The following is a 25,492-nucleotide window of genomic DNA, read 5'->3' as shown; positions in this document are numbered from 1 at the left end:
AACCGTACATTCCCAAATTTATGGTAGAAAACTACAGTTTTTATTATAGTACATTGAATTCAGGAATTGCTTTTATTGGCAATACCCTGAAATCAATTATAACAAACTGGTTTGTTTTCAGCCCGGAAGTCATTTTCTATAATAATCCTAAACTTATTGTTTTAGGATTCTCCCTATTTGCTTTTTTAGGAATCTTAGTTTATCAGTTTTTCAGAATCAAAGCTAGAATTGGTTATTTTATTGAGAAGAAAAAAGAGACTGAAACACTTACTAAAGAATACCAACTATACATTCTCTTTTTTGGAATCGCTGTTATTGTTATCGAGATTATCAATGAAATTTTCAAGATAAGGCCGAAAAGCCTCTTGATTATAAACTTAATTATCGGTTTCAGTGTTTTGGCTATTTATGTCCTTACTGATAAAATCAAATATTTTCGCGACCGAATTCAGAACATATTTATTGTTTCTTTCTTTTTTTACATTGCTTATGTAATGCACAATATCATTAATCTTCCAGATGATGTTTTGCCTATTCTTACTTTTTTAATATCTTTTTTCTTTTCCTACAGCGTATTAAAACCTATAAAAATATATTGGGCTTTTGTTGGCCTAACTTTTCTTTATTTGATCACAACCGTTGTTTTTCAATTAATTCCAATAAAATCATCGGTATTGTTGATCAATTTCAGCATCGTTATTTTTATCATAAACCAAGTAAAATATGCTGTTTTACAAAACAATAAAGACAATTACAGATTTACCAACGAAATTGTTCATAAAGGAAATTCGCTTACAATTGCAACAAACGAAAATGGAGAACTATTGTTTTGCAGCGAAACAATCACCTCAATTTTAGGCTATCATCCTGATGATGTCATGGCGCTGGAATTTTGGAAAGTCACCGAAGATTCAGAATTCAACAAGGATAATTATTACAAAAATTATATCGACAATAAGTTATATATCCGAAAATTAAAAAGCAAAAACGGCGAGTACAAGTACATTCAGTGGAAAGACAAAAAGTTTTCTAAAAATCTGATTATTAGCATCGGCCAAGACGTTACTGAACAAATTATTGTTCAGGACCAATACAAAAACCTTATTCAGACCGCTACCGACATTATTTTTGAAATCAGCCGCAATGGTCATTTTACTTTCATCAATGAATTTGGCTATTCGATTTTAGGATATACCGAAAGCGAAGTTATGATGCAGCATTATTCGAATTTCATACATGAAGATTACATTCGAAATGCTGTTGATTTTTATGAGAATTTAGAGAAAAACGAGCTTAATTATCCTACAATAGAAATTCCGATTTTGAAGAAAAACGGAGAGGAATTATGGATTTCTCAAAAAGTTATTGTGCGCAAAAATGATTTAGGAACAACAATTGGTTTTGCGGGAATTGCGCGAGATATTACCGAATTAAAAAATGTCGAAAATGAGAAAAAAAGACGTTTAGAAAAAATCGAATCTTATAACAATTCGACAAAAAAACTTTCAACAACAAACTTTACCGATTACGACAATATGCAAACCGTAATTGATTATATAATCAAAGAGGCTGCTTTAGTGTCAAATGCCAACAGAGTTAGTTTTTGGAGATTTTCTAATGACGTAATTACTTGCAAAAATTTATTTAGTCGAGACAATCAGACTTTAAGCGACAAAAATATTCTCGATAAAGAATCTTATCCAATCTATTTTGAAACGCTTAAAAACAAAGCCATTATAAATGCTCCTGATGTTTTTGACAAATTAGAGACTTCAGAATTTCAGGAAGTTTATTTCACAAAAAACAAAATAAAATCAATGCTTGACGTTCCAATTTTCCTTAACGGACAATTGGCAGGAGTTGCTTGTTTTGAAAGTACAGGCGAAAAAAGAGAATGGGACAATGAAGATATCAATTATGCCAGAACCATCTCTGATGTAATTTCACTCGCAATTTCTTCACAAATGAGGCTCAAGGCCGAGAAAAAACTAGAACTGAAAACCGATTTGCTTTCGGCAATGGCGCTTTGTACAGAAAAGTTTTTATCGAGCAAAGGACCGCAAAAAATGTTTCAGGAAACCTATGATATTATTGGAAGGGCCTCAAAAGCAGATCATATTTTTTATTATGAAAAAGATTTTGAAACCAACACCATTAGCCAGCAATATAAATGGTCAAGAGAAGGCGTTGTTCACCAAATAACAGAACTTCAAAAATTCACAGACGAAAATCTGAAAGAAATTATTTTTCATTCGCAAAGCAAAAGGGTCTTAAGCATGCTGACTAAAAACCTTGAAGAAACATTTTTCAAGAAATTGCTCGTTGCAAATGATATTAAATCAATTTTAATTCTTCCATTATTTTCAAATGATGTCTTTTCTGGCTTTATTGGTTTTGATGATTGCACAAAAGAACGAAGATGGACTGATGATGAAATTTACATCTACCAAACTTTGGCCAATAATATTTCATCGGCTTTAGACCGACATCGAAATCAGGCTAAAATCAAAGAAAGTGAAGACGCAATCAAAGCAAAAGAACTTGCCGAAGCCGCAAACAAGTCAAAATCTGATTTCTTGGCTAATATGTCCCATGAAATCCGAACTCCATTAAATGGAATCATTGGATTTACGCATTTGTTGATGAAAACCAATCTCGAAGAAATTCAGGAAAAATACATGACAACCATTAATCAATCAGCGCATTCGTTGCTTGAGATTATTAATGACATTCTTGATTTCTCAAAAATTGAAGCTGGAAAATTGGAGCTTTATATTGATTTATATGATCTTCAAAAAATTCTGGGGCAAATATTCGATTTGATTATATATGAATCAAATCAAAAAAACCTTCTATTGGAATTAAACGTTGATCCTAATGTACCAAAATACATCTGGACCGACATTGTTCGTTTAAAACAAATTTTGATCAATCTGCTGTCAAATGCTGTGAAATTTACCAATGAAGGATCCATCAAACTAAATGTTTCAGTACTCGACCAAAAATACGACGATCAATATCTGATTCGTTTTTCGGTTATTGATACCGGAATTGGAATATTGGAAAAAAATCAGAAGAAAATTTTCAAAGCATTTTCGCAAGAAGATAGCTCAACAACGAGAAAATTTGGAGGAACAGGATTGGGACTTACAATTTCAAATCAATTATTAGCGTTAATGGAAAGTCGTTTACAGCTGAAAAGCAAGATCGACGAAGGAAGTACCTTTTATTTTGATTTGAATTTGAAAACGAGCGAAAATACAGTAAGCGAGAAACTAAAAGCGCTATCAAACGGACATGAGCCCGAATATGTACTGAGTTACAATTCAAATGTCAGGAAAATAACCATTTTGATTGTTGAAGACAATAAAGTAAACATGCTTCTTTTGAAAACCATTGTCAAAAATCTAAATATGAATTCAATTATTTTTGAATGCGAAAATGGCTACGAAGCCGTAAAACAAATCGAAAATATCAATCCAGATTTAGTTTTCATGGACATTCAAATGCCAATCATGAATGGCTATGAAGCGACAAAAGCCATACGAATTACAGAAATTGGCAAAAACATTCCAATCATTGCTGTAACAGCAGGTGCAGAAAAAGAAGAAAAAAATAAATGCATCGCTGCCGGAATGAACGATTATATTTCAAAACCTATTATTAGAGGCACTGTAGAAGAAGCATTGCGAAAATGGCTAAAATAATTCAAAACTTAATAGGCCTTACTGCCTCAATATTGCTGAAAAATATATAAATTCGTATTAATAAAAACATAATAAGTTTAAATCTAGCATACTTATGAAATGGCAAGGTAGAAGACAAAGTGATAATGTAGAAGACCGAAGAGGTATATCTGGCGGAAAAGTCGCTATTGGCGGAGGAGTTATCGGAATCATTATTTTGTTATTGAACGTTTTTGGTGGCGAAACTGGCAAACAAATAGCACCAGTTTTAGAACAAATGCAAGGTGGACAGCAGCAAACAGAAGCAGCAGCACCGTTAAGCAAGGAAGATGAGGAAATGGGGAATTTTGTAAGAACAATGCTTGCATACAATGAAGATACTTGGAACAAAATTTTTGAGGAACATGGAATGACATACAAAAATCCAAAATTAGTCCTTTTTAGAGGTTCTGTTCAAACAGCCTGTGGTGGAGCATCATCTGCATCGGGTCCCTTTTATTGTCCCGGAGACCAAAAAGTTTATATGGATTTGGGGTTCTTTGAAGAACTTAAAAATAAGTTTGGCGCCAAAGGAGGCGACTTTGCCATTGCATACGTTATTGCGCATGAAATTGGTCATCACGTCCAAACCTTACTTGGCACTTCGGCAAAAATGCGTGAGGCGCAAGAAGGAAAAAGCGAGGCAGAAGCAAATAAACTCTCTGTTGCTTTAGAACTTCAAGCTGACTTTTACGCGGGAGTTTGGGCTCATGATCACCAGCAAGAACTTGAAACTGGGGACATTGACGAGGCATTGAGTGCAGCAAATGCTGTAGGTGATGATGCAATTCAAAGCAAAATGCAGGGACACGTCGTTCCAGATTCCTTTACGCATGGATCGTCTGAACAAAGAATGTACTGGTTTAAAAAGGGTTTTAAAACTGGAGATATTAAGCAAGGTACAACCTTTGAGGAAATTCAATAATACATAAACCAAATATAATAACCGCAAGAAAGCATGATGTAACCATCATGCTTTTTTTTATTTTTTTGAACTATATAAGTGATATAAGGTTATTTTAGATTTTGTCTATATTTAAAAAAATCAATTATAAGACATATTAGAAAACATAGCCAGCGGTTTAAACCGCTGGAAACATAAAGCATATCACAATATTTCCCAATCCCTAGTGTCCCCGCGATTGAAACCGCGGGTTATATTGTAATATTCGTTTTTTCGATCTAAGTTTTATACTCTTTAATCTTAGCAATACTCAGACTTAATCTAAAATGACCTTACATTGCTTATATGGTTTAAAAAAAAGCACAAAAAAAGCCTTGAATTTCTTCAAGGCTTTAAATCTGGGTGGCTGACCGGGTTCGAACCGGCGACCCGCGGCACCACAAACCGCTACTCTAACCAGCTGAGCTACAACCACCATTTTTGCTTAGCGAGTGCAAATATAGAACAAAGGTTGAGTTCTACAAAGAAAAAAATGAAAAATTTTCATAAAAATTATATCAAATTTTCTAAACTATTGACTGCCAAACATCTTTCAACTGTAAAACCTTCAGCAAAATCTTTTCCAACAAGTCTTCCTAAATCTTGCGCACGATAATTCAAGCTTTCAAAGAAGTTTTTGCTCGTAATAGGTGTTGCAGGTTCACTTGAATTTGGATCATAAAATTGGGTTTTATAAGCCATAATCGCTTCAACTTTCTTTTCTTCGAATCCTGTAATGTCTACAACGAAATCTGGAGTGATATTTTTCCATTGAATATAGTGATAAACTACTTTTGGTCGCCAAGCTTCTTGTGGCTCGCCATCGATCGAAGTTTCAATTTTCATTAAACCTGATAAAAAGCACGCATCAGAAACTAATTTGCTCCCTTTCCCGTGATCGATATGGCGATCATCGATTGCATTACACAATACGATTTCGGGTTTATATTTACGAATCATTTTAATGACTTCTAACTGATGTTTTTCATCATTAACAAAAAATCCATCACGCATTGCCAGATTTTCACGTACAAGAACTCCTAAAATCTTTGCCGCATCTTTTGCTTCCTGATCTCTAATTTCTGCCGTACCGCGCGTTCCTAATTCGCCACGAGTCAAATCGACAATACCAACTTTTTTCCCAAGGGAAACTTCTTTTAAAATTGTTCCAGCGCAACCTAATTCTACGTCGTCTGGATGTGCACCAAAGGCTAATATGTCTAATTTCATTTTTTCTTTTTGTTTGTTTTGTTTCAGGTTTCAGGTTTAGTCGCAGTCACAGTATTCAGTCTCAGTAACTGCAAACTGTGACTGCGACTGAAAACTCATAACTCATAACTCATAACTCTCAAGACTCTTTTCATCGTCATTGATTTATTGACGCTTTCTTCCCATTCTTTTTCAGGAACACTTTCTTTTGTGACGCCGCATCCCATATACAAAATCGCTTTATTTTCTTGAATCTGCATGCATCGTAAATTTACAAATAAATCAGAACTTGCCTTATTTTCTGCAAAAGTGCTGTTCAGTTCGCCTAGAAAACCAGTATAGAAAGTTCTATCATAATTTTCGTTTTCTAAAATAAATGCTTTCGATTTCTTTTTTGGAAGTCCGCAAACGGCTGGCGTTGGATGAAGTGTATCAATAACTTCTTCTAAAGTTGAGTTGTCTTTTAAAACACCCGAAATATCCGTTTTAATATGCCAAATCGACCCAGCTTTCAAACTATAAGGTTCAGAAACTACCACCGAAGCCGTAAATTCTCGGAGTCTTTTCACAATAAAATCAGTCACAAATTGCTGTTCGTCTTTTTCTTTTTGTTGCCAGACAATTTCAGTTTGCTGATTATCTTTCTGCGTTCCCGCCAAAGCCATTGTTTCAAAAACATTTCCGTTTGCTTTTAAAAGTTTCTCCGGCGTTGCCCCCATCCAAAGTCCAATTTTTGGATGAAAAAAACAATAACAAAAAGTCGCTGGATATAGCTGAGCCAGATGCTGAAACGTTTCGATGAAATCAAATTCAGACAAAGGCACTTCTTCACTTCGTGATAAAACTACTTTTTTGAATTCCTCATTTTTGATCGCTTGAATTCCCTGAGCTACTAAATATTCATATTGAAATTTAGCTTCAGAATCAAAATTCATGTCGTCAATTTCTATTGGATCAAATAAAGTCGGTTCTTTTTCAGCAGTAATAATTTCCGATTCGTTTTCAGGAATCAGGATTAATTGTTTTTCATCAAAAGAAGCAAAAACAAACCCTTTTTCACTATAATCTGAAACGGTATTTAAAACATTGTTTTGTTGTAAAATCCCAACATAGTTTGTTGTATTGGGTTTGGAATAAAGCACAAAAGGCAAATTTTGCTCTTTATGATTTTTAATTTTTAAGAAAAATGCATTCATAATTTATTCACTTTTCTTTCTATCCAAAACCATATTCGTCAATTTGCAAAGCGAAACCAAGTTCCCTTCTTCATCGGTAATTTTAATTTCCCAAAGATGAAGGCTTCTTCCTTTGTGAATAATTCTGGCTGTTCCGAAAACATAGCCTTCACGAATACTTTTTAGATGATTTGCCGAGATTTCGATGCCTCTCACCTCCTGCTCTTTCGGATTAATAAAAAAGAAAGAAGCTGCACTTCCAACACTTTCTGCCAAAGCTACAGAAGCACCTCCGTGCAATAATCCCATTGGTTGATGAACACTTGGATTTACAGGCATTTTTGCAGTTAAAAAATCTTCTCCGGCGTCGATATATTCTATTTTCAGCGTTTCCATTAATGTATTTTTAGAAAACTCATTACAGCGCGCCAAAATCTGCTCTTTTGTATAATTCATTAAAATAAACTTTAAAAACGTAAAATTAAAGAAAGATAAGACACAAATCGAAAAATCAGATTCTAAAATTAAAAATCATTTATGAACTTGTCAGTTTTTTGCTATTTTTACAAAAACAATCAAAATCAATCTTTGGCTTTTTTTTAGCCACAGATTACACAGATTAAAAGGATTTTAAAAATTATGTCGCCACGAATTACACAAATTTCCACGAATTTTATTTCAATTTAATTCGTGGAAATTTGTGTAATTGCTTCGCCTGTTCGCTGTCGCTCGGGTCGTGGCGAAAAAAAACATTCAAATGCGTCAATACTTTGTACTTTTTATTTTCGGAATAATTCTAGCATTTAGTTCTTGTCGAACTGACTTTGATACTGTTGCCAGTTCCGGAGATTTAAAATTCTCAAAAGACACTGTTTATTTGGATACTGTTTTTAAAAACATTGGTTCAAGCACTTATCAATTGAAAGTGTATAATAAAAGTAAAAACGACATTTCGATCCCGATTATCCAGCTCAAAAAAGGCTTAAATTCTAAATACCGCATGACGGTTGACGGAATGGCCGGCAACAATGGAAAGATTTTCAAAGATGTTACGCTTTTAGCAAAAGATAGTCTTTACATTTTTATAGAAACTACCGCAGATATTACAGACGCTAATCCAACTGATTTTTTATATACTGATGAAATTGAATTCGACAGTGGCGCCAATCTTCAAAAAGTAGCGCTGGTTACTTTAATTCAGGATGCTGTTTTTCTATATCCAAACCAAAATCCTGACGGAACAAAAGAAAAAATAAAAATTGACGGCAAAGATGTTGACGGTTTTTATCTGAGTGAAAATGATCCTGCAAACGGAAATGAACTTCTTTTCACCAAACAAAAACCATATGTGATTTACGGTTACGCCGGAGTTCCCGAAAACAAAACCGTGACTTTTGAAGCTGGTACACGAGTTTATTTTCATGTCAATTCTGGGCTGTATGTTGCCAAAAATGCTTCGCTTCAGATTAACGGAACAACCTCAACAACTGACAAACTTGAAAATGAAGTTATTTTTGAAGGCGATCGTTTAGAATCGCTTTACTCTGATATTCCTGGACAATGGAATTCGGTTATTCTTGAAAATCAAAGCGGCACACATTCCATCAATCATTTGACATTAAAAAATGCCGTTACAGGTTTGGAAATCAGAAACACAGCAAATACGATTCAGATCAAAAATAGTCAGTTTTATAATTTTGTTGAACACGGAATTTTAGCAAAAAATGGCCGAATCAACGGAGAAAATTTAGTTATAAATTATGCCGGCGTTGCGAGTTTGTCTTGTGTTTATGGCGGAAATTACAGTTTTGCGCATTGCACTTTTAATAACAATTGGCAAAACAGTTCGCATTTTGCAGTTAATTTGAGCAATAGTTTGGCTGGGGCAACGCCAGAAACAAATCCGCTTACACAGGCAACTTTCAATAATTGCATTATTTACGGCTCAAATACAAACGAATTTAATTTGAGCAAAAATGCAAACACAGCGTTTGTGTATCAATTAAATAATTGTCTTTTAAAATTCAGCAGTTCTACAACAAATCCGGATTATCAATTCAAAACTGACACACAACATTATAACAATATCATTTTGAATGAAAACCCGAAATTTTATAATGTTTCGCAGAATAAATTCAATATTGATAAAACTTCTTCCGCTTTCGCGAAAGGAAATCAGGCCTATATAATTCCGACAGATATTTTAGGAATTACGAGAACTTCTCCACCAGATTTGGGCGCTTATCAGAGTCAGGATTTTCCAAAGTAAGGATTTTTTTAACTCAAAATGATTTTTGCTCGCAAAGACGCAAAGTCGCTAAGCTTTTTTACTTAAAAGATTAAACTTGGCGACTTTGCGTCTTTGCGAGATTAAAAAACTTAATCAGCGAGCTCGTAAGAAAATGTATCTAAAATTAAACTTTCCATAACATTTCACATTCAAAAAAGTAGTAGTTTTGTTACAATATCTTTTTAAAAATCTAGCAATCAAGTTTTTAAAAATTTATTTTAAACCAAATCTTAAAACTATTACTTATGAAAAAAAACTACTTTTTACTGTTATTATTTCTTACCACAATTGGTTTCGCCCAAATTCCTTCTGGATATTACAGCGCTGCAACCGGAACGGGTTATACTTTAAAAACACAATTGTATAATATTATTAAAGGTCATACCGACAACGGATATGCAGGATTGTACACAACCTATCAAACATCAGACGTAGATAATTTTTATGAAAACGACGGAACTGTTCTCGACATGTATTCTGAAAATCCATCAGGAACAGATCCTTACAATTATGGCACCGGAAGCACACAACGATGTGGCAATTATTCCGTAGAAGGCGATTGTTATAATAGAGAGCATATTATTCCGCAATCTGTTTTTAGCGAACAATCACCAATGGTTGCCGATGCACATTTTATTACGCCAACAGATGGAAAAGTAAACGGAATCCGTTCCAATTATCCACACGGAAATGTAAGTTCGGCTACATACACTTCTCAAAACGGAAGCAAATTAGGTTCAAGTGCCGTTTCTGGATATACAGGAACCGTTTTCGAACCAATCAATGATTTTAAAGGTGATATTGCCCGAATGTATTTCTATTTTGCAACACGTTACGAAAATACTGTTGCAGGTTATTCCTATGCTATGTTTAATGGCACAAGCAACCAAGTTTTCACAACTGCTTTTTTGAATATGCTTTTGGCTTGGCACGCCCAAGATCCTGTAAGTGCGAGAGAAATCGCTAGAAACAATGCCGTTTATGCAAGACAAAACAATCGAAATCCGTTTATAGATCATCCAGAATATGTAAATCAAATTTGGGGCGGAACACCTTCTGGAGATACTCAGGCACCAACTGCACCAACGAGTTTAGCTTCAACATCAAAAACAGCAACTTCAATTTCGCTTTCATGGACAGCTTCTTCAGATAATGTAGCCGTTACAGGTTATGATGTTTATGCGAATAGTGTTTTAAAAACAACCGTTTCTAGCACAACAGCTACAATTACGGGCTTGACAGCTTCCACAGCATATTCTATTTATGTAAAAGCAAAAGATGCGGCTGGAAATACTTCTGCATCAAGCAATACCATTTCGGTTACAACCAACAGCAGTGGAACAGGAACTGCAACAGATCTTCTTTTCTCTGAATACATTGAAGGCTCTGGAAACAATAAGGCTTTGGAGATTGCAAACAACACAGGAGCTTCTGTAAATTTATCGGCATATACCATTAAAAAACAAACAAACGGTGCAGGCTCTTGGAGCACAGGTTTAGCATTGACTGGCACTTTGGCAACAGGAAGCAAATTTGTAATTGTAAACAGCTCAATCTCTTCTACTTGTTTTTCTACAAGCGCAGCAAATATTTCAACAACTGCAACCGAATTGACTTTCAACGGAAATGACGCTGTAGGCTTATTCAAAAATGGTGTTTTAATTGATATTATTGGAACTTTCAACGGCGGAACAGCCAATTTTGCTATTGATGTAACTTTAAGAAGAAAATCTACTGTAACTTCTCCAAGCACGACTTTCAATTTAAGTGCACAATGGGATTCTTATACAACAGATACTTGCAACAACTTAGCGAGCAAAAAAGCATTGCCTGTAGAAGATGAAGAAATTGTTGAACTATCTGATGAAATTGTAATTTATCCAAATCCTTCTGATGGGAATTTCAATGTGGGCCAAAATGATTTTTCAACTCCTTATTCAATAGAAATAATTTCGTTTTCTGGACAAAAAGTTTTCGAAAAGCAAAACACAACTTCTTCTAAAATTTCTGTTCAAAATTTATCAGCAGGAATCTATTTTATCAAAATTGTGAAAGGTGAAAAAACAACATTCAAAAGAATAATTATCAACTAAAAATACTTTTTCATTCACTAAAAAGCGGCTAATTGCCGCTTTTTTTTATCTCGACACGATGATTTTTACAAAAATTGTCATTTTCATCCATTTCAAGATTTCGTAAATTTTGCAAAATCATTTTTCCGCAAATGCTAAAAATCTAAAGTTTCATTTTTGATATTTTCCTTTCTAAAAGTTTAATATTACAGAACATATCAAAAAAGAAATTTTACTAAAACATTAAATTTCATCAAAGACCGAAACCTCTTGATTTTGCGTCTTTTTGGTAGAAAAAATGCAAGAAAAAAGCAATTTCATTTTTTTTGAAAAGAGATCGTTTCCAAATTTGCGCTTACTATTTATTTACATTAAATTTGCAGCTCAATACAACAAACTACACAAATGATCCATTTCTTTGAAAACCAAAGCAAAACTGTTTTTGCCGTACAAACGCAAAACGAAATTTCAGCTCAAGACATTTCAAAATTAAACTGGCTTTTTGCCGACGCGAATAAGATTGAAAAATCTGCATTGACAGGTTTTTTTGTTGGTCCTCGCGCTACCATGATTACACCTTGGAGTACAAATGCTGTAGAAATTACTCAAAACATGGGGATTTCTGGCATTATCAGAATCGAGGAATTTCATCCTGCAACGGAAGATTTTACTGATTTTGACCCAATGCTTTCTCAAAAATTCAACGAATTAGATCAAGAAATCTTCACTATCAATATTCAGCCAGAACCAATTTTAGAAATTGATGATATCGCTGCTTACAACAAAGTGGAAGGTTTAGCTTTAAGCGAAGAAGAAGTTGATTACTTAAACAATCTTTCGACTAAACTTGGAAGAAAATTAACGGATTCTGAGATTTTTGCTTTCTCACAAGCAAACTCAGAACACTGCCGTCATAAAATTTTCAATGGAACATTTGTAATTGACGGTGAAGAAAAAGAAACATCTCTTTTCAAATTAATCAAAAAAACATCTCAGGAAAATCCTAACGATATTGTTTCTGCTTACAAAGACAACGTTGCTTTTGTAAAAGGACCAAAAGTGCAGCAATTTGCACCAAAATCGGCAGACAAACCTGATTTTTACGAAATAAAAGAATTTGATTCGGTTATCTCATTAAAAGCCGAAACACACAATTTCCCAACAACAGTTGAGCCTTTCAACGGAGCTGCAACAGGATCTGGAGGAGAAATTCGTGACCGTTTAGCTGGAGGTCAAGGATCGTTGCCATTAGCAGGAACTGCGGTTTACATGACATCTTACTCTCGTTTGAAAGAAGACAGAAAATGGGAAAATGCAGTTGAAGAAAGAAAATGGTTGTACCAAACTCCAATGGACATTTTGATCAAAGCTTCAAACGGAGCTTCTGATTTCGGAAATAAATTTGGTCAGCCGCTTATTACAGGTTCTGTTTTAACTTTCGAACATTCAGAAAACGACCGTAAAATTGGTTACGATAAAGTAATCATGCAAGCGGGTGGAATTGGATACGGAAAACTGGATCAATCAATTAAAAAGAAACCACAAGAAGGCGATAAAATCGTTATTCTTGGAGGAGAAAATTATAGAATCGGAATGGGTGGTGCTGCAGTTTCTTCTGCAGATACTGGCGCTTTCGGTTCAGGAATTGAGTTAAATGCGATTCAGCGTTCAAATCCAGAAATGCAAAAACGTGCTGCAAATGCAATTCGTGGTTTAGTAGAAAGCGACAATAACCCAATTGTTTCTATTCACGATCACGGAGCTGGTGGACACTTAAACTGTCTTTCTGAATTGGTGGAAGAAACTGGAGGTTTGATCGATTTAGACAAATTACCAGTTGGAGATCCAACACTTTCTGCAAAAGAAATTATCGGTAACGAATCTCAAGAAAGAATGGGATTGGTTATTGGCCAAAAAGATATTGATACATTACAAAGAATTGCCGATAGAGAGCGTTCGCCAATGTATCAAGTTGGAGATGTAACGGGAGATCACCGTTTTACATTCGAATCTAAAACTAACGGTTCAAAACCGATGGATTATGCTTTAGAAGATTTCTTCGGAAGTTCTCCAAAAACGGTTATGACAGATAAAACTGTTGACAGAAAATATGCTGATGTTGCTTACAATGCTGCAGATTTTGAAAGCTATTTAAAAGATGTTTTACGTTTAGAAGCTGTTGCTTCAAAAGACTGGTTAACAAACAAAGTTGACCGTTGTGTTGGAGGAAAAGTAGCTAAACAACAAAATGCAGGACCGTTACAATTGCCTTTAAATAATGTTGGGGTTATGGCTCTGGATTATTTAGGAAAAGAAGGTATTGCAACTTCTATCGGGCACGCTCCTATCGCAGCTTTGATTGATCCGGTTGCGGGATCTAGAAATGCAATTGCAGAATCGTTATCAAACTTAATTTGGGCGCCAATTAAAGAGCAGTTAAAAGGAGTTTCATTATCAGCAAACTGGATGTGGGCTTGTAAAAATGAAGGTGAAGACGCTCGTTTATACGCTGCTGTTGAAGGCTGTTCAGAATTTGCAATTGAATTAGGAATCAATATTCCGACAGGAAAAGATTCACTTTCAATGAAACAAAAATATCCAAACGACGAAGTAATTGCGCCTGGAACGGTTATTATTTCTGCGGCTGGAAACTGTACCGATATTAGAAAAGTAGTTGAGCCAGTTTTACAGAAAAACGGAGATTCAATCTATTATATCAATTTGTCTCAAGATGATTTCAAATTAGGAGGTTCGTCTTTTGCACAAATTAGAAATACAATTGGAAATGAAACTTCTACCATTAAAGACGCTTCTTTCTTTAAAAATGCTTTCAACACAATTCAAGAATTAATCGGCGAAAGCCAAATCTTAGCAGGTCACGATATCGGAAGCGGTGGTTTAATCACTACTTTATTAGAATTGTGTTTTGCTGATGTGAATTTGGGAGCTAAAATTGATTTCAGCACTTTCGCGGAAAAAGACTTATTAAAAATCCTTTTCGCAGAAAACATCGGAATCGTATTCCAAGCTAAATCTGATGCAGCTGTTGAAGCTAAATTGAAAGCTAATAATGTTGAATTCTTCAAAATTGGTTCTGTAACTTCTACAGCATCTTTAGAAGTTGGAAACTGGAAATTGGATATTCCAACTTACAGAGATACTTGGTTTGAGACTTCTTATTTATTAGATCAAAAACAGTCTAAAAACGGAAGAGCTCAAGCACGTTTTGAAAACTATAAAAATCAGGTTTTAAATTATACTTTCCCTGCACACTTTACAGGAAAGAAACCAGAAATCGACAATTCTAAACCACGACCAAAAGCGGCTATTATTCGTGAAAAAGGAAGTAATTCTGAGCGTGAAATGGCAAATGCTATGTACTTGGCAGGTTTCGACGTAAAAGACGTTCACATGACGGATTTAATTTCTGGACGTGAAACACTTGAAGATATTCAGTTTATTGGAGCTGTTGGAGGATTCTCTAACTCTGACGTTTTAGGTTCTGCTAAAGGTTGGGCTGGAGCTTTCTTATACAACGAAAAAGCAAAAACAGCTTTAGATAATTTCTTCAAAAGAGAAGACACGCTTTCTGTTGGAATCTGTAACGGATGCCAATTGTTTATGGAATTGGAAGTGATTAATCCAGAACACGAAGTTCACGGAAAAATGCACCATAACGAAAGCCAGAAACACGAAAGTATCTTTACTTCTGTAACGGTTCAGGAAAACAATTCTGTAATGTTATCTACTTTAGCGGGAAGTACTTTAGGAGTTTGGGTTTCTCACGGAGAAGGTAAATTCAAATTACCTTATGCAGAAGATCAATACAACATTGTTTCTAAATATGCATACGAAGGTTATCCTGCAAACCCTAACGGTTCTGATTATAACACAGCAATGATGTGTGACAAAACAGGAAGACACTTGGTTATGATGCCTCACATTGAGCGTTCTACTTTCCAATGGAACTGGGCTCATTATCCAAAAAATAGAAATGACGAGGTTACGCCTTGGCACGAAGCTTTTGTCAATGCAAGAAAATGGATTGAGAAAAACTAAGAAATATATTTTTATTAAAAGCGCCCGAATTTATCGGGCGTTTTTTTTTGATAGCAACGAATTTCCACGAATTATTTTTAGATAGTTTCCCACAATCTTGTCATTCCGAGAAACGAGGAATCACACTCGGGAATCGACAAAGATTGGCGAAATGCGTTGTGGAGTTTCTAGTGTGATTTCTCCTTTCAGTCGAAATGACAAATATTGTAGTTATTGCTTTACGGAGCTACTTGCGGAGATTCCTCGTTTCTCGGATTGACAAACTGTATGTGGATTTATAATTAATTCGTGGAAATTCGCGCAATTGCTTCGCCTGTTCGCTGTCGCTCGGGTCGTGGCTATAAAAAACTATTTAAAACTATTCTAAGATTAATTTAATTGTATCTTAAGACAGCTTAAGCAAGTAAAAATATTCGGATAAATATCTTTGTCTCATGAAAAATATGATCCAAAAAATATCCCTACTGTTTACTTTATTTGCTATTTGCCAATTTTCTTTTGGTCAAAAAACTTCTTCTGTAAAAGGAACCATTTCTGATGGAAAGCTTCCTATCGAATTTGTTGATGTTATTTTAAAACAAGCATCTGATTCTACTAAAACTGTTAGTTATGCTGTGACGGATGTTTCTGGGAATTTTGCTTTAGAAAATATTGCTTCCGGAGATTATCAGCTTCAATTTAAATTAATTGGTTTTAAAACCATCAATCAAAAAATAAAAGTTTCTGAAAGTCCGATTTCTCTTGGAACTATCGAATTACAAAATGACGCTAATTTACTAAATGACGTTGTGGTGAAATCTCAGAAAAAACAAATCCAGAAAACCGACGAAGGATTTATTTTTAATGCTGTTTCAAACATTTCACAAATTGGCGGAACGGCTACCGATATGCTAAAAAGTATCCCGACTGTTGCGGTTGATGCCGAAGGTGGCATTACCCTAAGAGGAAAATCGCCAATGATTTTGATTAACGGAAAAAATTCTGCAATTACCAACATGGATCAGATTGCGGCGAGCAGTATTGAAAGCATTGAAATAATCAGTAATCCAACGGCTAAATATGACGCGAATGCAGAAAGTGGCATCATCAACATAAAACTTAAAAAGAACAATCAAAGCGGTACAAATGGTGCAGTTGCTTTGGGCGCGGGTTTTGGTGCGAAAGGCAGAATCAACAGTTCTGTGCTTTTAAATCATAAAACTGAAAAATGGAATTTTGGTTTAGGTTACGACAACCGTTTTGCTGGCCGAACGAAAAAAATAAATGCGGACAGAACGAATTATTTTATTGACGATGAGCATTATATTCATCAAAACAGAAGTGATCAACGTACTGAAGGTTTGCAGAATTTGAAATTCAATGTTGATTTTTCTCCAAATGACAAAAACAGTTTTTCGTTTGAAGCTTTAGGCAATATAGAAAATCAAGATAACGATGAAACTTTGTACACGCAGGTAAATACAAACACGAATGCATTTTTCTCTAACAGCAAAAGACATTCTTTAGAACTTGAACGTTCAAAAGTAGGAGAACTTGCTTTTACTTATGACCGAAAATTTGATGATGAAAGAAAAAGTTTGAATACATCGATTACTTCTTCTTTCGGAAAACATAGAGAAAATACAGATATTGATACTTATAATTACGACGAATATCAGCAACAGATTGGCGATGTGCTTTGGCAAAGAACACATAATTATGAAAACCAAAATATTTCGAATGCAATCGTAAATTATACTTTTCCTGTTTCAGAAAAATCAATTGTAGAAACAGGCTATAAAGGAACTTTTAGATTTTTTAATTCCGATTTTGAAAGCGCAGATCTTGTAAATGGTGAATATGTCATAAATCCGTTAGCGAGTAATATTTTTAAATTTAACGAGCAAATAAATGCCGTTTACGGTATGTTGAATTCCTATATAGGCGAAAAAGAAAATCCGAAATGGAAATACAATTTAGGTTTGCGAACAGAAAATGTTTCGAATACAGGCGCAACGCAAAACAATAGTGACCGTTTCAGCAATAATTATTTGAAATTTTTCCCATCAGCTTATTTGCAATTGAATCTGAACCCGGAATCTTTTGTGAAATTCAATTACAGCAAAAGAATCAATCGTCCAGATTTAGATGATCTGAATCCGTTTATTGATATTACCGATGCCCTGAATCCGCATGGAGGAAATCCGTATTTGAAACCGGAAATTATTCACATTGCTGAAGTGAGTTACAATAAAAATTGGCAGAATTATTCGTTTTCTACAAATGCTTTTTACAGAAATGCAACAGATGCCATCAGACAATATGCTCAACTTTTGGATAATGGCGTAATTTTATTGCAACCCCAAAATATCGGAAGCACAATCACGTACGGCCTAGAAACTATCTTTACCTTAAAACCAGCATCTTTTTATGATGCAAACATCAGTATTACCGCTTTTGAGCAAAAAATAGACGCTTCAAATCTGACAGAAAATGTGGTAAAAAATGCTTTTAACTGGTATGGAAAAATCATCAATAATTTTGTTCCTTGGAAAGGCGGAAAACTGCAAATTATTGGGAATTATAATTCGGCATTAACAACAGCACAAGGAAAACGTATTCCAGTTTATAATGTCGATATGGGATTTCAGCAAAAATTAGGAAAAGGAAATGCACGTTTAGGTTTGGTTGTCACCGATATGTTTAATACACTTGAAAGTGGCTACAAAAACAACACGGCACTTTTTTACAATCAAAGAACCAATAAATCCGACACTCGCGCTTTGATGGTCACTTTTGCTTATACTTTTAAATCTGATTTTAAAGAAAAACTATTAGAGAATCAGTTTTCAGCTGAGTAATCTTTTTACAAACTAAAAAAAACTGTCAGCTAAACGGACTAAAAAAGTAACCGCAAATTTCACAAATTTGCGCAAACGCTATTTCTGTTTTTCAAAGATTTAATTTGTGCTAATTTGTGAAATTTGCGGTTATTTTTAGTTTAGCACAAATTCCGGATCGTCAATAAACAAAAAACATCATTCTTATAATTGGGATTTATTTTTTATTGAAATTTGAACTATATTCGCCAAAAGTTCCTGCCACAGAATTTTTTAGAATCCCAAAAACACTTAATCCTACATAGAATGAAAGCTATTCGTTTATTAATTATTGCCTTATTATTTTTTACTGCAAAATCGTATTCACAAGTTGAAGTAAACACAATTACTCATAATTCTAAAGAGCGCTATATTACAACCACGATTGGTTTTCCAGTTTCTGGAACTTATGCGCCAATTGGCCAAAAAGAACCAATTAGCCAATTAAATCCAGACGGAACAGGATTTATCCAAGCACCTGATTTGAGCAAAAAGAAAATTAACTGGGGAATCGAATGTACAGAAGAGGGAATTCCTGTTTTCAAGGAAGGATTCAATAGCAAATCGTACACTTTTTGGTACAGACCTAATGACAGTGAAGAATGGGTATATTCTCAATTCTCGATTCATTTTGCGAAGAAAAAAATGTTTCTGATGGGAGAAAGAGTCAAAGAATATGAGGATTTTAATGTGCAATAATCTCTAAAAAATAATATATTTTTTTAATTAAATAATTTCTAGTTTTTTCGAAAATTTACTACAAAAAAGAAAACGTTTTCGTTGATTTTTAAGAGTCCATATAAATTTTCCCATAAAATTCCACAAAATTAAAAATTATACCTATTTTTTATTTAATTTGCGATAAAATTCAAGATATTAAACATGGTTTCAATCACACGCCTTTTTGATTTTCCCTATTATCAACAAGAAACTTACAACCTTCCGGTTGCCTTAGCAACAAAGAAAAACGGAGTCTGGGAAAAAACATCTAGCCAAGAATATATTGCAAAAGCAAATGCTGTTTCGAGAGCATTATTGCGCATGGGCATTCAAAAAGATGACAAAATCGCCCTGATTACATCAAACAACCGCACAGAATGGAATATTATGGACATTGGTATTCTACAAACTGGTGCTCAAACTGTTCCAATTTACCCAACAATTTCTGAAGAAGATTACGAATATATATTGAATCACAGTGGCAGTATGTACTGCTTTGTTTCTGATGAAGAAGTGCTTCACAAAGTAAATCTCATTAAAGCAAACGTACCGACTTTAAAAGAGGTTTATTCTTTTAACGAAATTCCAGGTTGCAAACACTGGACAGATTTACTTTTATTAGGAGAAGACGAAAGCAATCAAAACGAAGTTGAAGCCAGAAAAGACAGTATTCAAACAGATGATTTAGCAACCATTATTTATACTTCTGGGACAACAGGAAGACCTAAAGGTGTTATGCTTTCGCATAAAAATATTGTTTCAAATGTTTTGGACAGTGCTCCAAGAATTCCGTTTGATCCAGGAAAAAGTACTGCGTTGAGCTTCTTGCCTATCTGCCATATTTTTGAAAGAATGATTTTATACATCTATCAATACTATGGTGTTTCGGTTTATTTTGGAGAATCAATTGACAAAATCAGCGATAACTTAAAAGAAGTTCGTCCAACTGTAATTACGGCGGTACCAAGGCTTTTAGAAAAAGTTTACGATAAAATTTACGCAAAAGGAGCTGAATTGACTGGCATCAAGAAAAAACTATTTTTCTGGGCTATTGATTTAGGCTTAAAATACGAACCATACGGAGCAAATGGAGCTTGGTATGAATTCCAATTAAAAATTGCCCGTAAACTGATTTTCAGCAAATGGAAAGAAGGTTTAGGAGGAAATTTAGATTTAATGGTTTCTGGAAGTGCTGCTTTACAGCCACGTTTGACCAGAGTTTTTGCTGCTGCAGAAATTCCAGTTATGGAAGGTTACGGATTATCTGAAACTTCACCTGTAATTGCAGTAAACGATCAAAGAAACAGAGGTTTCAAAATTGGAACTGTTGGAAAAGTAATTCGCAATGTAGAAGTTAAAATTGCCGAAGACGGAGAAATTCTTTGCAAAGGACCAAACGTAATGCTAGGTTATTACAAAGATCCAGAAAAAACTGCTGAAGCTTTACAAGACGGATATTTCCACACGGGAGATATTGGAGAAATCGACAACGAAGGTTTCTTGAAAATTACTGATCGTAAAAAAGAAATGTTCAAGACTTCTGGAGGTAAATATATTGCGCCGCAAATGATCGAAAATGCCATGAAACAATCTCGTTTTATTGAGCAGATTATGGTTATTGGTGAAGGCGAAAAAATGCCTGGCGCTTTTATTCAGCCAAACTTTGAATTTGTAAAAGAATGGGCAAAAATCCATAAAATAACTTTAGGAAGTACTGACAAAGAAATCAGTCAGAATGCAGACGTTATCAAACGTATCGACGAAGAAGTAGAAAGCATCAACAAGAAATTTGGACACTGGGAACAAGTGAAGCGATTTGAACTTACTCCAGATGTTTGGTCGATTGATGGCGGACAGCTTACTCCTACCCTAAAATTAAAACGTAAAATCATTAAAGAAATTTACAAAGATCTTTACGCTAAAATCTATGGTCATAATTAAAATTCCAAAATAGTTAACCAAAGGAAAAGGCTGTCTAAATTTTAGACAGCCTTTTTTAGTAGTAAAAACAGGTATTTCTACTTTGAATATCAATTTATAAATCCATTATTTTTGATTGATCCTAAATACAAAACCATGCCTTGGACAATCCTTGAACAATTATGGAAATGTGCTGTTGACCCTAAAAATGCTGATTTAAGCCATTCAAACTGGAACAACGAAATTAAAGCCTTATATCTGTTAGGTATTGGCATGGAAGATGCTTTACAGTTTTTACATTCAGAAAAACCAGATTTTGAATCTTTCAAAGCATGGATTTATAACAGAAAGCAAGAGGTTGTTGCCGAAACTGACGACTTAACAGAAAATGTTTTATCAGAAGAAGATCTTGACTTCTGGAATCAAAATGGTTATGTAGTAGTTAAAAATGCAATCTCAAAAGAAGCTTGCGAAAACACACAAAAAGCCATTTGGGAATATTTGAAAATGGATCCTGAGAACCAAGAAAGCTGGTACAATCGTCATGAAAATCAAAAAGGGCTTATGCTTAATTTTTCTAATCATGAAACTTTAAACCAAAACCGCTTTTCTCCAAGAATTAAAAAAGCATATGAACAGCTCTATAAAACCTCTAAAATTTACAAAACGATTGACAAGGTAAGCTTCAATCCTCCTGAAACAGAGAATTTTAAATTTATAGGAAGTTCGCTTCATTGGGATATGAGTTTAAAAAAACCTTTAACTTTTGGCCTGCAGGGATTGCTTTATTTAACCGATTGTGGACCAGACGATGGTGCATTTCATTGTGTTCCGGGTTTTCATAACCAAATTGGTCAATGGCTTGACGAACTAGAACCCTATGAAAATCCAAGAGAGAAAGCATTGCTGACATTGCAACCAAAACCAATTACGGGAGAAGCCGGAGATTTTATTATTTGGAATCAAGCACTTCCACACTGTGCTACTCCAAACAGAGGAAAAAAACCGCGAATGGTTCAATATCTTACGTATCTTCCAGATGATTATAATGCAATTGGAGAGTGGATTTAAACCATTCTAGTTTTTTAGACACCAGTACAGAATCTTGGCAATGTTTTTAGCATCATCAATTCCGCGGTGATGCGTTCCTTCCAACGGAATATTAAGCAGTGCCAAAGCACCATTCATTCCAGTTGGTTTAACTAAACCAAATTTCTCGGCAAAATGAGTTTTCACATTAATATGCTCATCTCCCATTGGATATGAAATACCGAATGATTTACACTGTTTTTTAAGCATATTCAAATCGTATTGTCCGTAACTTGCCCAAGTATATAAATCTGGATTATATTCGTCTATCAACTCATTAATCGCTTCTTCGAAAGAAACTCCGTTTTTATCCAGCAAATCCTGAGTTATGGTTGTCAATTCGGTACAAAACTCACTTACGCTTGAGCGTTGTGGCTTTATTAATATTCCTTTATTCTTGGAAATTTCGCCGGTTTCTGTATCCAATACAGCCAAACCAATTTCAATAATTTCATTTTCCTGGCCCTTCGGGACCGCACCTTGCCAACACGTGGCTTCTAAATCGATAATAATAATTTTATCTGTTGTTTTCATTGTTTTAATTTTTAAATAATTGTTTTTTTAACCGCAAAGAGCACAAAGATTTACGCAAAGGAACGCTAAGATTTGTTTCTCGCAGATTTAGCAGATTTTTTATAACAATCCTTTTAATCCTTTAATCTGTGGCTAAAAAAAACTTTGTGTCTTAGCGTCTTTGTGGCAAACCATTAGAAGAACAAGCTTTTAAAATCTAGAAAGAAACTTCTTTTCTTAGACTTTTTTTCAGAGTTCTTTTTATCGAAAACTGTTTTAGTTACCTCCAATTGCTTGATTGGTTTTGCTTTCTCCGTTTTAGAATTTTCGTAAAACTTTTTGAAAGGACGCAATTCAAAATCAACCAAAATTGCAGCCATATTGATAGCGTCAATGTTTGACGGATCTGTTTCGCCTTTGAAGAACGTTTCGATAGGTCTGAACTTATCTTTTTTCTCCTTAAACTTATTCTTTTTCGTATGATCGAAATCTAAGCCCAAAAGATTACTGAAGACATTCAAATCCTCTTTTGTTGGGTTATTTTCGAAAATCAACCAGCACAAATCACGAAGTTTTCCACGAGAAGGCTTGTACAAATAATCAAAGTATTTCCCTTCTTTTTCGATTTCGTATTTTTTTCTAATTGCGTTTTTATATTGTTGTAATGTATTGTTTTGCATGGTATTTTTGGTTTTGTAATTCTTGGGAATCTCAGGAAATCGAAGGCTTTTCTAAGAAATCCAATATCACACAAGTTCAAAAGCACCATTGCTTTACCAGAGAAATATCTCTAAATGATATATATAATTTTCCTAAAATTCACCTTTCCATTCCATAGGTTAATAAGTTTTAAATCCATTTTTCCGCTCGAGGCAAATGGAGGCTCATTAAATTCCACTTTATCTGTTTGACTACTATCGTCTGACCTAAGTCCTATTTTTTGATTCATCCTTAAATTTTTATTGTTTTTTATTAAGCTTCTGAGGTTCTAAGATGCTGAGACACTAAGTTTTTTTACCTCTGTCCCTTTGTTCCTTTGAACCTTTGTCCCTAAGACAAAAAAAAAGCACCCGATTAAAGGTGCTTCATAACAAATACGATATTTCTATCCTATTGCCTATATTGATGCACCGACATGTAAAAGCATTCACGACCTGAAGTCGAGGCTACTAATCCTGCGTTGTGTATGTATAATTTAAAACTCATTTTATTTATTTTTTTAATTGTTGTTGTTGTTTTATGAAACGCTATGTTTCAATTTTGTTGGGCAAAGATATGATAGAAAAAATCATATTTCCAAATATTTTTTAAGAATAATTTTCTGATTATCAATTAGTTAAATAAAAATAAAAGCAAAGAAATCCCTGTCCGCAAACTGGTGCAGATTTATCTTTTTAGCAAATGACTGTCGCTCATCAGATTACTTTCCAAGACTATATTTTCCTATTTTGATTACGCATTAAACATTTGGTCAATTATTTTTTTAGTTTTTTTTAGTTATGGTTTGGTTTTCTATCATTTTGAACATCTTTTTGCCATGTTGAGCGAAGTCAAAACACTCGCAAAAACTATTTTAAACAAAAAAAGCGTCCTAAAATGAGGACGCTTTTCTGTTTTATGATGAGTTTGACTCTAAATCTTACATTTCAATTTCACAAAAATACATACGCATCCTGAGCTTATAGCTGGAGAATCTCCGGCTAAAGTTTCAAAATTTTGGTTTACTGAAAGTATCATTTGTGTTTTTTATTGTTTTTAATTACAGATACAAATGTAGTATATTTTGCGATAATTTAACAAATTTTGATTAAAATAAAATTTTTATAACAAAACATATAAAATTGATATTTGCATTTTTTATTGATATAATTGCTCTCTTATTTCAATCAAAGTCTGAATTGCCTTTTGCTCATTTGGTTTTTTAGGAAGATTTGAAGTTAAGTAATGACTTTCAATTGAAACAATTAAATTATCTGCCATTTCCATTAAATCATCATATTCTTTGTTTCCTTCTTTTATTACTAATAATTCTTCTCGATTTGAAACTCTAATATTCAATTTTCCTGTCGAAAGAATTTGTTCTGCGGTTTGCAAAAGACGAATAGTATGCATCATATTTTTGCTGTCGTAATTCTTTCCATGTTGCTGATTTGTATTGTAACGATCTTCGTTTCGTTTTTCAATCCAGCTCCAGTATTCTGAATATTCTTTACAATATTTTGAATAACCATCCTGATTGTAGAATAAATAACCTATCAGCTTTTCATTTTTTGGAATTGATGAAAGTGAAACTTCATTCGAACTTTCTTTCTTAATAATTCCTTTGTAACCGAAAGTGTTGTTTTCATCATAAAACATGGCAAACATTCCTTTTGAATTGGGAAGATTTACCAACCCAATTTGTTCCTGATTCCAATTATTTTCTTTCAGAAATTCTACTAAAGAAACGGTTTCGTAACCTTTTAAAACATAACAAAAATCCAAAAGACTTTTCTTTTCCTGTGGCAATGGATTTACAATTTTCTTATTTAAACCTCTTGCCTTTTTTATCTGTGTTACAGCATAACCTGCAAAAGAATCTTTACAAAGTTTAGATAAAAAATCTTCTGTTTTTAAGCATTCCATCAAAGGATGTTTGTACAAAACACAATCATCAGGCGAAGCCAAAATCTCCAAGATATTTGGATTGTTCTTCAACAACAATTCAACAAAACGACCAATTTCATAATATACTTCATCATTGGTTTCATTACTTATCTGTGGAATATAATCTAACCCAAAGAATTTATCTTTTGGCAAATAATAAACACCTTTAATATCCGTATCTGATGTTGGTGTATTTAACCCAAAGGATTTACTTCCCGAAATGACTTCGAAAAGAATTAAGTTTTGGGATTTTAGGTTTTGGATCGTCATTTA

Annotated in this window: 15 protein-coding genes and 1 tRNA gene; 9 read left to right on the top strand and 7 right to left on the bottom strand. The window is 34.0% G+C overall.

All coding sequences use genetic code 11. The features are described 5' to 3' along the window. Positions 1–20: 20 nt before the first annotated feature. Entirely contained in the window at positions 21–3,707 is a 3,687-nt protein-coding gene (locus EYY60_RS14085) for a response regulator (RefSeq protein ID WP_132989946.1), read from the top strand. Between the two features lie 94 nt (positions 3,708–3,801). Continuing rightward, positions 3,802–4,650 carry a KPN_02809 family neutral zinc metallopeptidase gene (gene ypfJ, locus EYY60_RS14080; RefSeq protein ID WP_132989945.1) on the top strand — a complete coding sequence of 283 codons (849 nt, stop codon included), beginning with the start codon at positions 3,802–3,804 and terminating at the stop codon, positions 4,648–4,650. Between the two features lie 380 nt (positions 4,651–5,030). On the opposite strand, the gene EYY60_RS14075 is transcribed toward ypfJ, so the two are convergent. The 4 genes from EYY60_RS14075 to EYY60_RS14060 form a co-directional block, all read right to left on the bottom strand. After that, positions 5,031–5,104, bottom strand: a tRNA-His gene (locus EYY60_RS14075). A 77-nt stretch (positions 5,105–5,181) separates the two neighbouring features. Further along, positions 5,182–5,898 carry a bacillithiol biosynthesis deacetylase BshB1 gene (bshB1, locus tag EYY60_RS14070; protein ID WP_132989944.1) on the bottom strand — a complete coding sequence of 239 codons (717 nt, stop codon included), beginning with the start codon at positions 5,896–5,898 and terminating at the stop codon, positions 5,182–5,184. A 95-nt stretch (positions 5,899–5,993) separates the two neighbouring features. Continuing rightward, positions 5,994–7,073 carry a chorismate-binding protein gene (locus tag EYY60_RS14065; protein WP_132989943.1) on the bottom strand — a complete coding sequence of 360 codons (1,080 nt, stop codon included), beginning with the start codon at positions 7,071–7,073 and terminating at the stop codon, positions 5,994–5,996. Between the two features lie 3 nt (positions 7,074–7,076). Then, on the bottom strand, positions 7,077–7,508 hold the full coding sequence (locus EYY60_RS14060; RefSeq protein WP_012026684.1) for a PaaI family thioesterase: 432 nt from the start codon (positions 7,506–7,508) through the stop codon (positions 7,077–7,079). A gap of 301 nt (positions 7,509–7,809) precedes the next feature. Between EYY60_RS14060 and EYY60_RS14055 the strand changes: the two genes are divergently transcribed. The 7 genes from EYY60_RS14055 (at position 7,810) to EYY60_RS14025 (ending at position 22,042) form a co-directional block, all read left to right on the top strand. Further along, positions 7,810–9,321: a hypothetical protein gene (locus EYY60_RS14055; protein ID WP_132989942.1), complete on the top strand. Its 1,512-nt coding sequence runs from the start codon at positions 7,810–7,812 to the stop codon at positions 9,319–9,321. 266 nt (positions 9,322–9,587) lie between these two features. After that, on the top strand, positions 9,588–11,435 hold the full coding sequence (locus EYY60_RS14050) for an endonuclease (protein ID WP_132989941.1): 1,848 nt from the start codon (positions 9,588–9,590) through the stop codon (positions 11,433–11,435). A 384-nt stretch (positions 11,436–11,819) separates the two neighbouring features. Then, complete coding sequence (gene purL, locus EYY60_RS14045; protein ID WP_132989940.1) at positions 11,820–15,473, top strand: phosphoribosylformylglycinamidine synthase; 3,654 nt, start codon at positions 11,820–11,822, stop codon at positions 15,471–15,473. 434 nt (positions 15,474–15,907) lie between these two features. Then, the gene (locus EYY60_RS14040) at positions 15,908–18,313 is read left to right on the top strand and encodes a TonB-dependent receptor domain-containing protein (protein WP_132989939.1); all 2,406 of its coding nucleotides are present in this window, start codon (positions 15,908–15,910) and stop codon (positions 18,311–18,313) included. Between the two features lie 285 nt (positions 18,314–18,598). After that, positions 18,599–19,030 (top strand): hypothetical protein, encoded by a 432-nt coding sequence (locus tag EYY60_RS14035; RefSeq protein ID WP_132989938.1) that lies wholly within the window; start codon positions 18,599–18,601, stop codon positions 19,028–19,030. A 183-nt stretch (positions 19,031–19,213) separates the two neighbouring features. Then, on the top strand, positions 19,214–20,992 hold the full coding sequence (locus tag EYY60_RS14030; RefSeq protein WP_132989937.1) for an AMP-dependent synthetase/ligase: 1,779 nt from the start codon (positions 19,214–19,216) through the stop codon (positions 20,990–20,992). A 135-nt stretch (positions 20,993–21,127) separates the two neighbouring features. After that, the gene (locus tag EYY60_RS14025) at positions 21,128–22,042 is read left to right on the top strand and encodes a phytanoyl-CoA dioxygenase family protein (RefSeq protein ID WP_132989936.1); all 915 of its coding nucleotides are present in this window, start codon (positions 21,128–21,130) and stop codon (positions 22,040–22,042) included. Positions 22,043–22,048: 6 nt separating this feature from the next. On the opposite strand, the gene EYY60_RS14020 is transcribed toward EYY60_RS14025, so the two are convergent. The 3 genes from EYY60_RS14020 to EYY60_RS14010 form a co-directional block, all read right to left on the bottom strand. After that, on the bottom strand, positions 22,049–22,594 hold the full coding sequence (locus EYY60_RS14020) for a 3'-5' exonuclease (protein WP_132989935.1): 546 nt from the start codon (positions 22,592–22,594) through the stop codon (positions 22,049–22,051). A 173-nt stretch (positions 22,595–22,767) separates the two neighbouring features. Beyond that, positions 22,768–23,253 carry a hypothetical protein gene (locus EYY60_RS14015; RefSeq protein ID WP_132989934.1) on the bottom strand — a complete coding sequence of 162 codons (486 nt, stop codon included), beginning with the start codon at positions 23,251–23,253 and terminating at the stop codon, positions 22,768–22,770. A gap of 1,177 nt (positions 23,254–24,430) precedes the next feature. Then, positions 24,431–25,489, bottom strand: coding sequence for a nucleotidyltransferase domain-containing protein (locus tag EYY60_RS14010; protein ID WP_132989933.1), 1,059 nt, complete (start codon positions 25,487–25,489; stop codon positions 24,431–24,433). Between the last annotated feature and the right edge of the window lie 3 nt (positions 25,490–25,492).

Source organism: Flavobacterium zhairuonense (assembly GCF_004352915.1).
Classification (GTDB): Bacteria; Bacteroidota; Bacteroidia; order Flavobacteriales; family Flavobacteriaceae; genus Flavobacterium; species Flavobacterium zhairuonense.
Note: the sequence above shows the minus strand (reverse complement) of the source record. Positions and strands in the feature narration are given on the sequence as shown.

What these genes read in the sequence shown, in the direction of transcription:
- EYY60_RS14085 (WP_132989946.1), top strand. Translation starts at nt 21, where the DNA reads ATGGTAGAAAACTACAGTTTTTATTATAGTACATTGAATTCAGGAATT.
- EYY60_RS14010 (WP_132989933.1), bottom strand. Translation starts at nt 25,489, where the DNA reads ATGACGATCCAAAACCTAAAATCCCAAAACTTAATTCTTTTCGAAGTC.
- ypfJ (WP_132989945.1), top strand. Translation starts at nt 3,802, where the DNA reads ATGAAATGGCAAGGTAGAAGACAAAGTGATAATGTAGAAGACCGAAGA.
- EYY60_RS14030 (WP_132989937.1), top strand. Translation starts at nt 19,214, where the DNA reads ATGGTTTCAATCACACGCCTTTTTGATTTTCCCTATTATCAACAAGAA.
- EYY60_RS14035 (WP_132989938.1), top strand. Translation starts at nt 18,599, where the DNA reads ATGAAAGCTATTCGTTTATTAATTATTGCCTTATTATTTTTTACTGCA.
- EYY60_RS14015 (WP_132989934.1), bottom strand. Translation starts at nt 23,253, where the DNA reads ATGCAAAACAATACATTACAACAATATAAAAACGCAATTAGAAAAAAA.
- EYY60_RS14060 (WP_012026684.1), bottom strand. Translation starts at nt 7,508, where the DNA reads ATGAATTATACAAAAGAGCAGATTTTGGCGCGCTGTAATGAGTTTTCT.
- EYY60_RS14025 (WP_132989936.1), top strand. Translation starts at nt 21,128, where the DNA reads ATGCCTTGGACAATCCTTGAACAATTATGGAAATGTGCTGTTGACCCT.
- purL (WP_132989940.1), top strand. Translation starts at nt 11,820, where the DNA reads ATGATCCATTTCTTTGAAAACCAAAGCAAAACTGTTTTTGCCGTACAA.
- bshB1 (WP_132989944.1), bottom strand. Translation starts at nt 5,898, where the DNA reads ATGAAATTAGACATATTAGCCTTTGGTGCACATCCAGACGACGTAGAA.
- EYY60_RS14055 (WP_132989942.1), top strand. Translation starts at nt 7,810, where the DNA reads ATGCGTCAATACTTTGTACTTTTTATTTTCGGAATAATTCTAGCATTT.
- EYY60_RS14050 (WP_132989941.1), top strand. Translation starts at nt 9,588, where the DNA reads ATGAAAAAAAACTACTTTTTACTGTTATTATTTCTTACCACAATTGGT.
- EYY60_RS14040 (WP_132989939.1), top strand. Translation starts at nt 15,908, where the DNA reads ATGAAAAATATGATCCAAAAAATATCCCTACTGTTTACTTTATTTGCT.
- EYY60_RS14065 (WP_132989943.1), bottom strand. Translation starts at nt 7,073, where the DNA reads ATGAATGCATTTTTCTTAAAAATTAAAAATCATAAAGAGCAAAATTTG.
- EYY60_RS14020 (WP_132989935.1), bottom strand. Translation starts at nt 22,594, where the DNA reads ATGAAAACAACAGATAAAATTATTATTATCGATTTAGAAGCCACGTGT.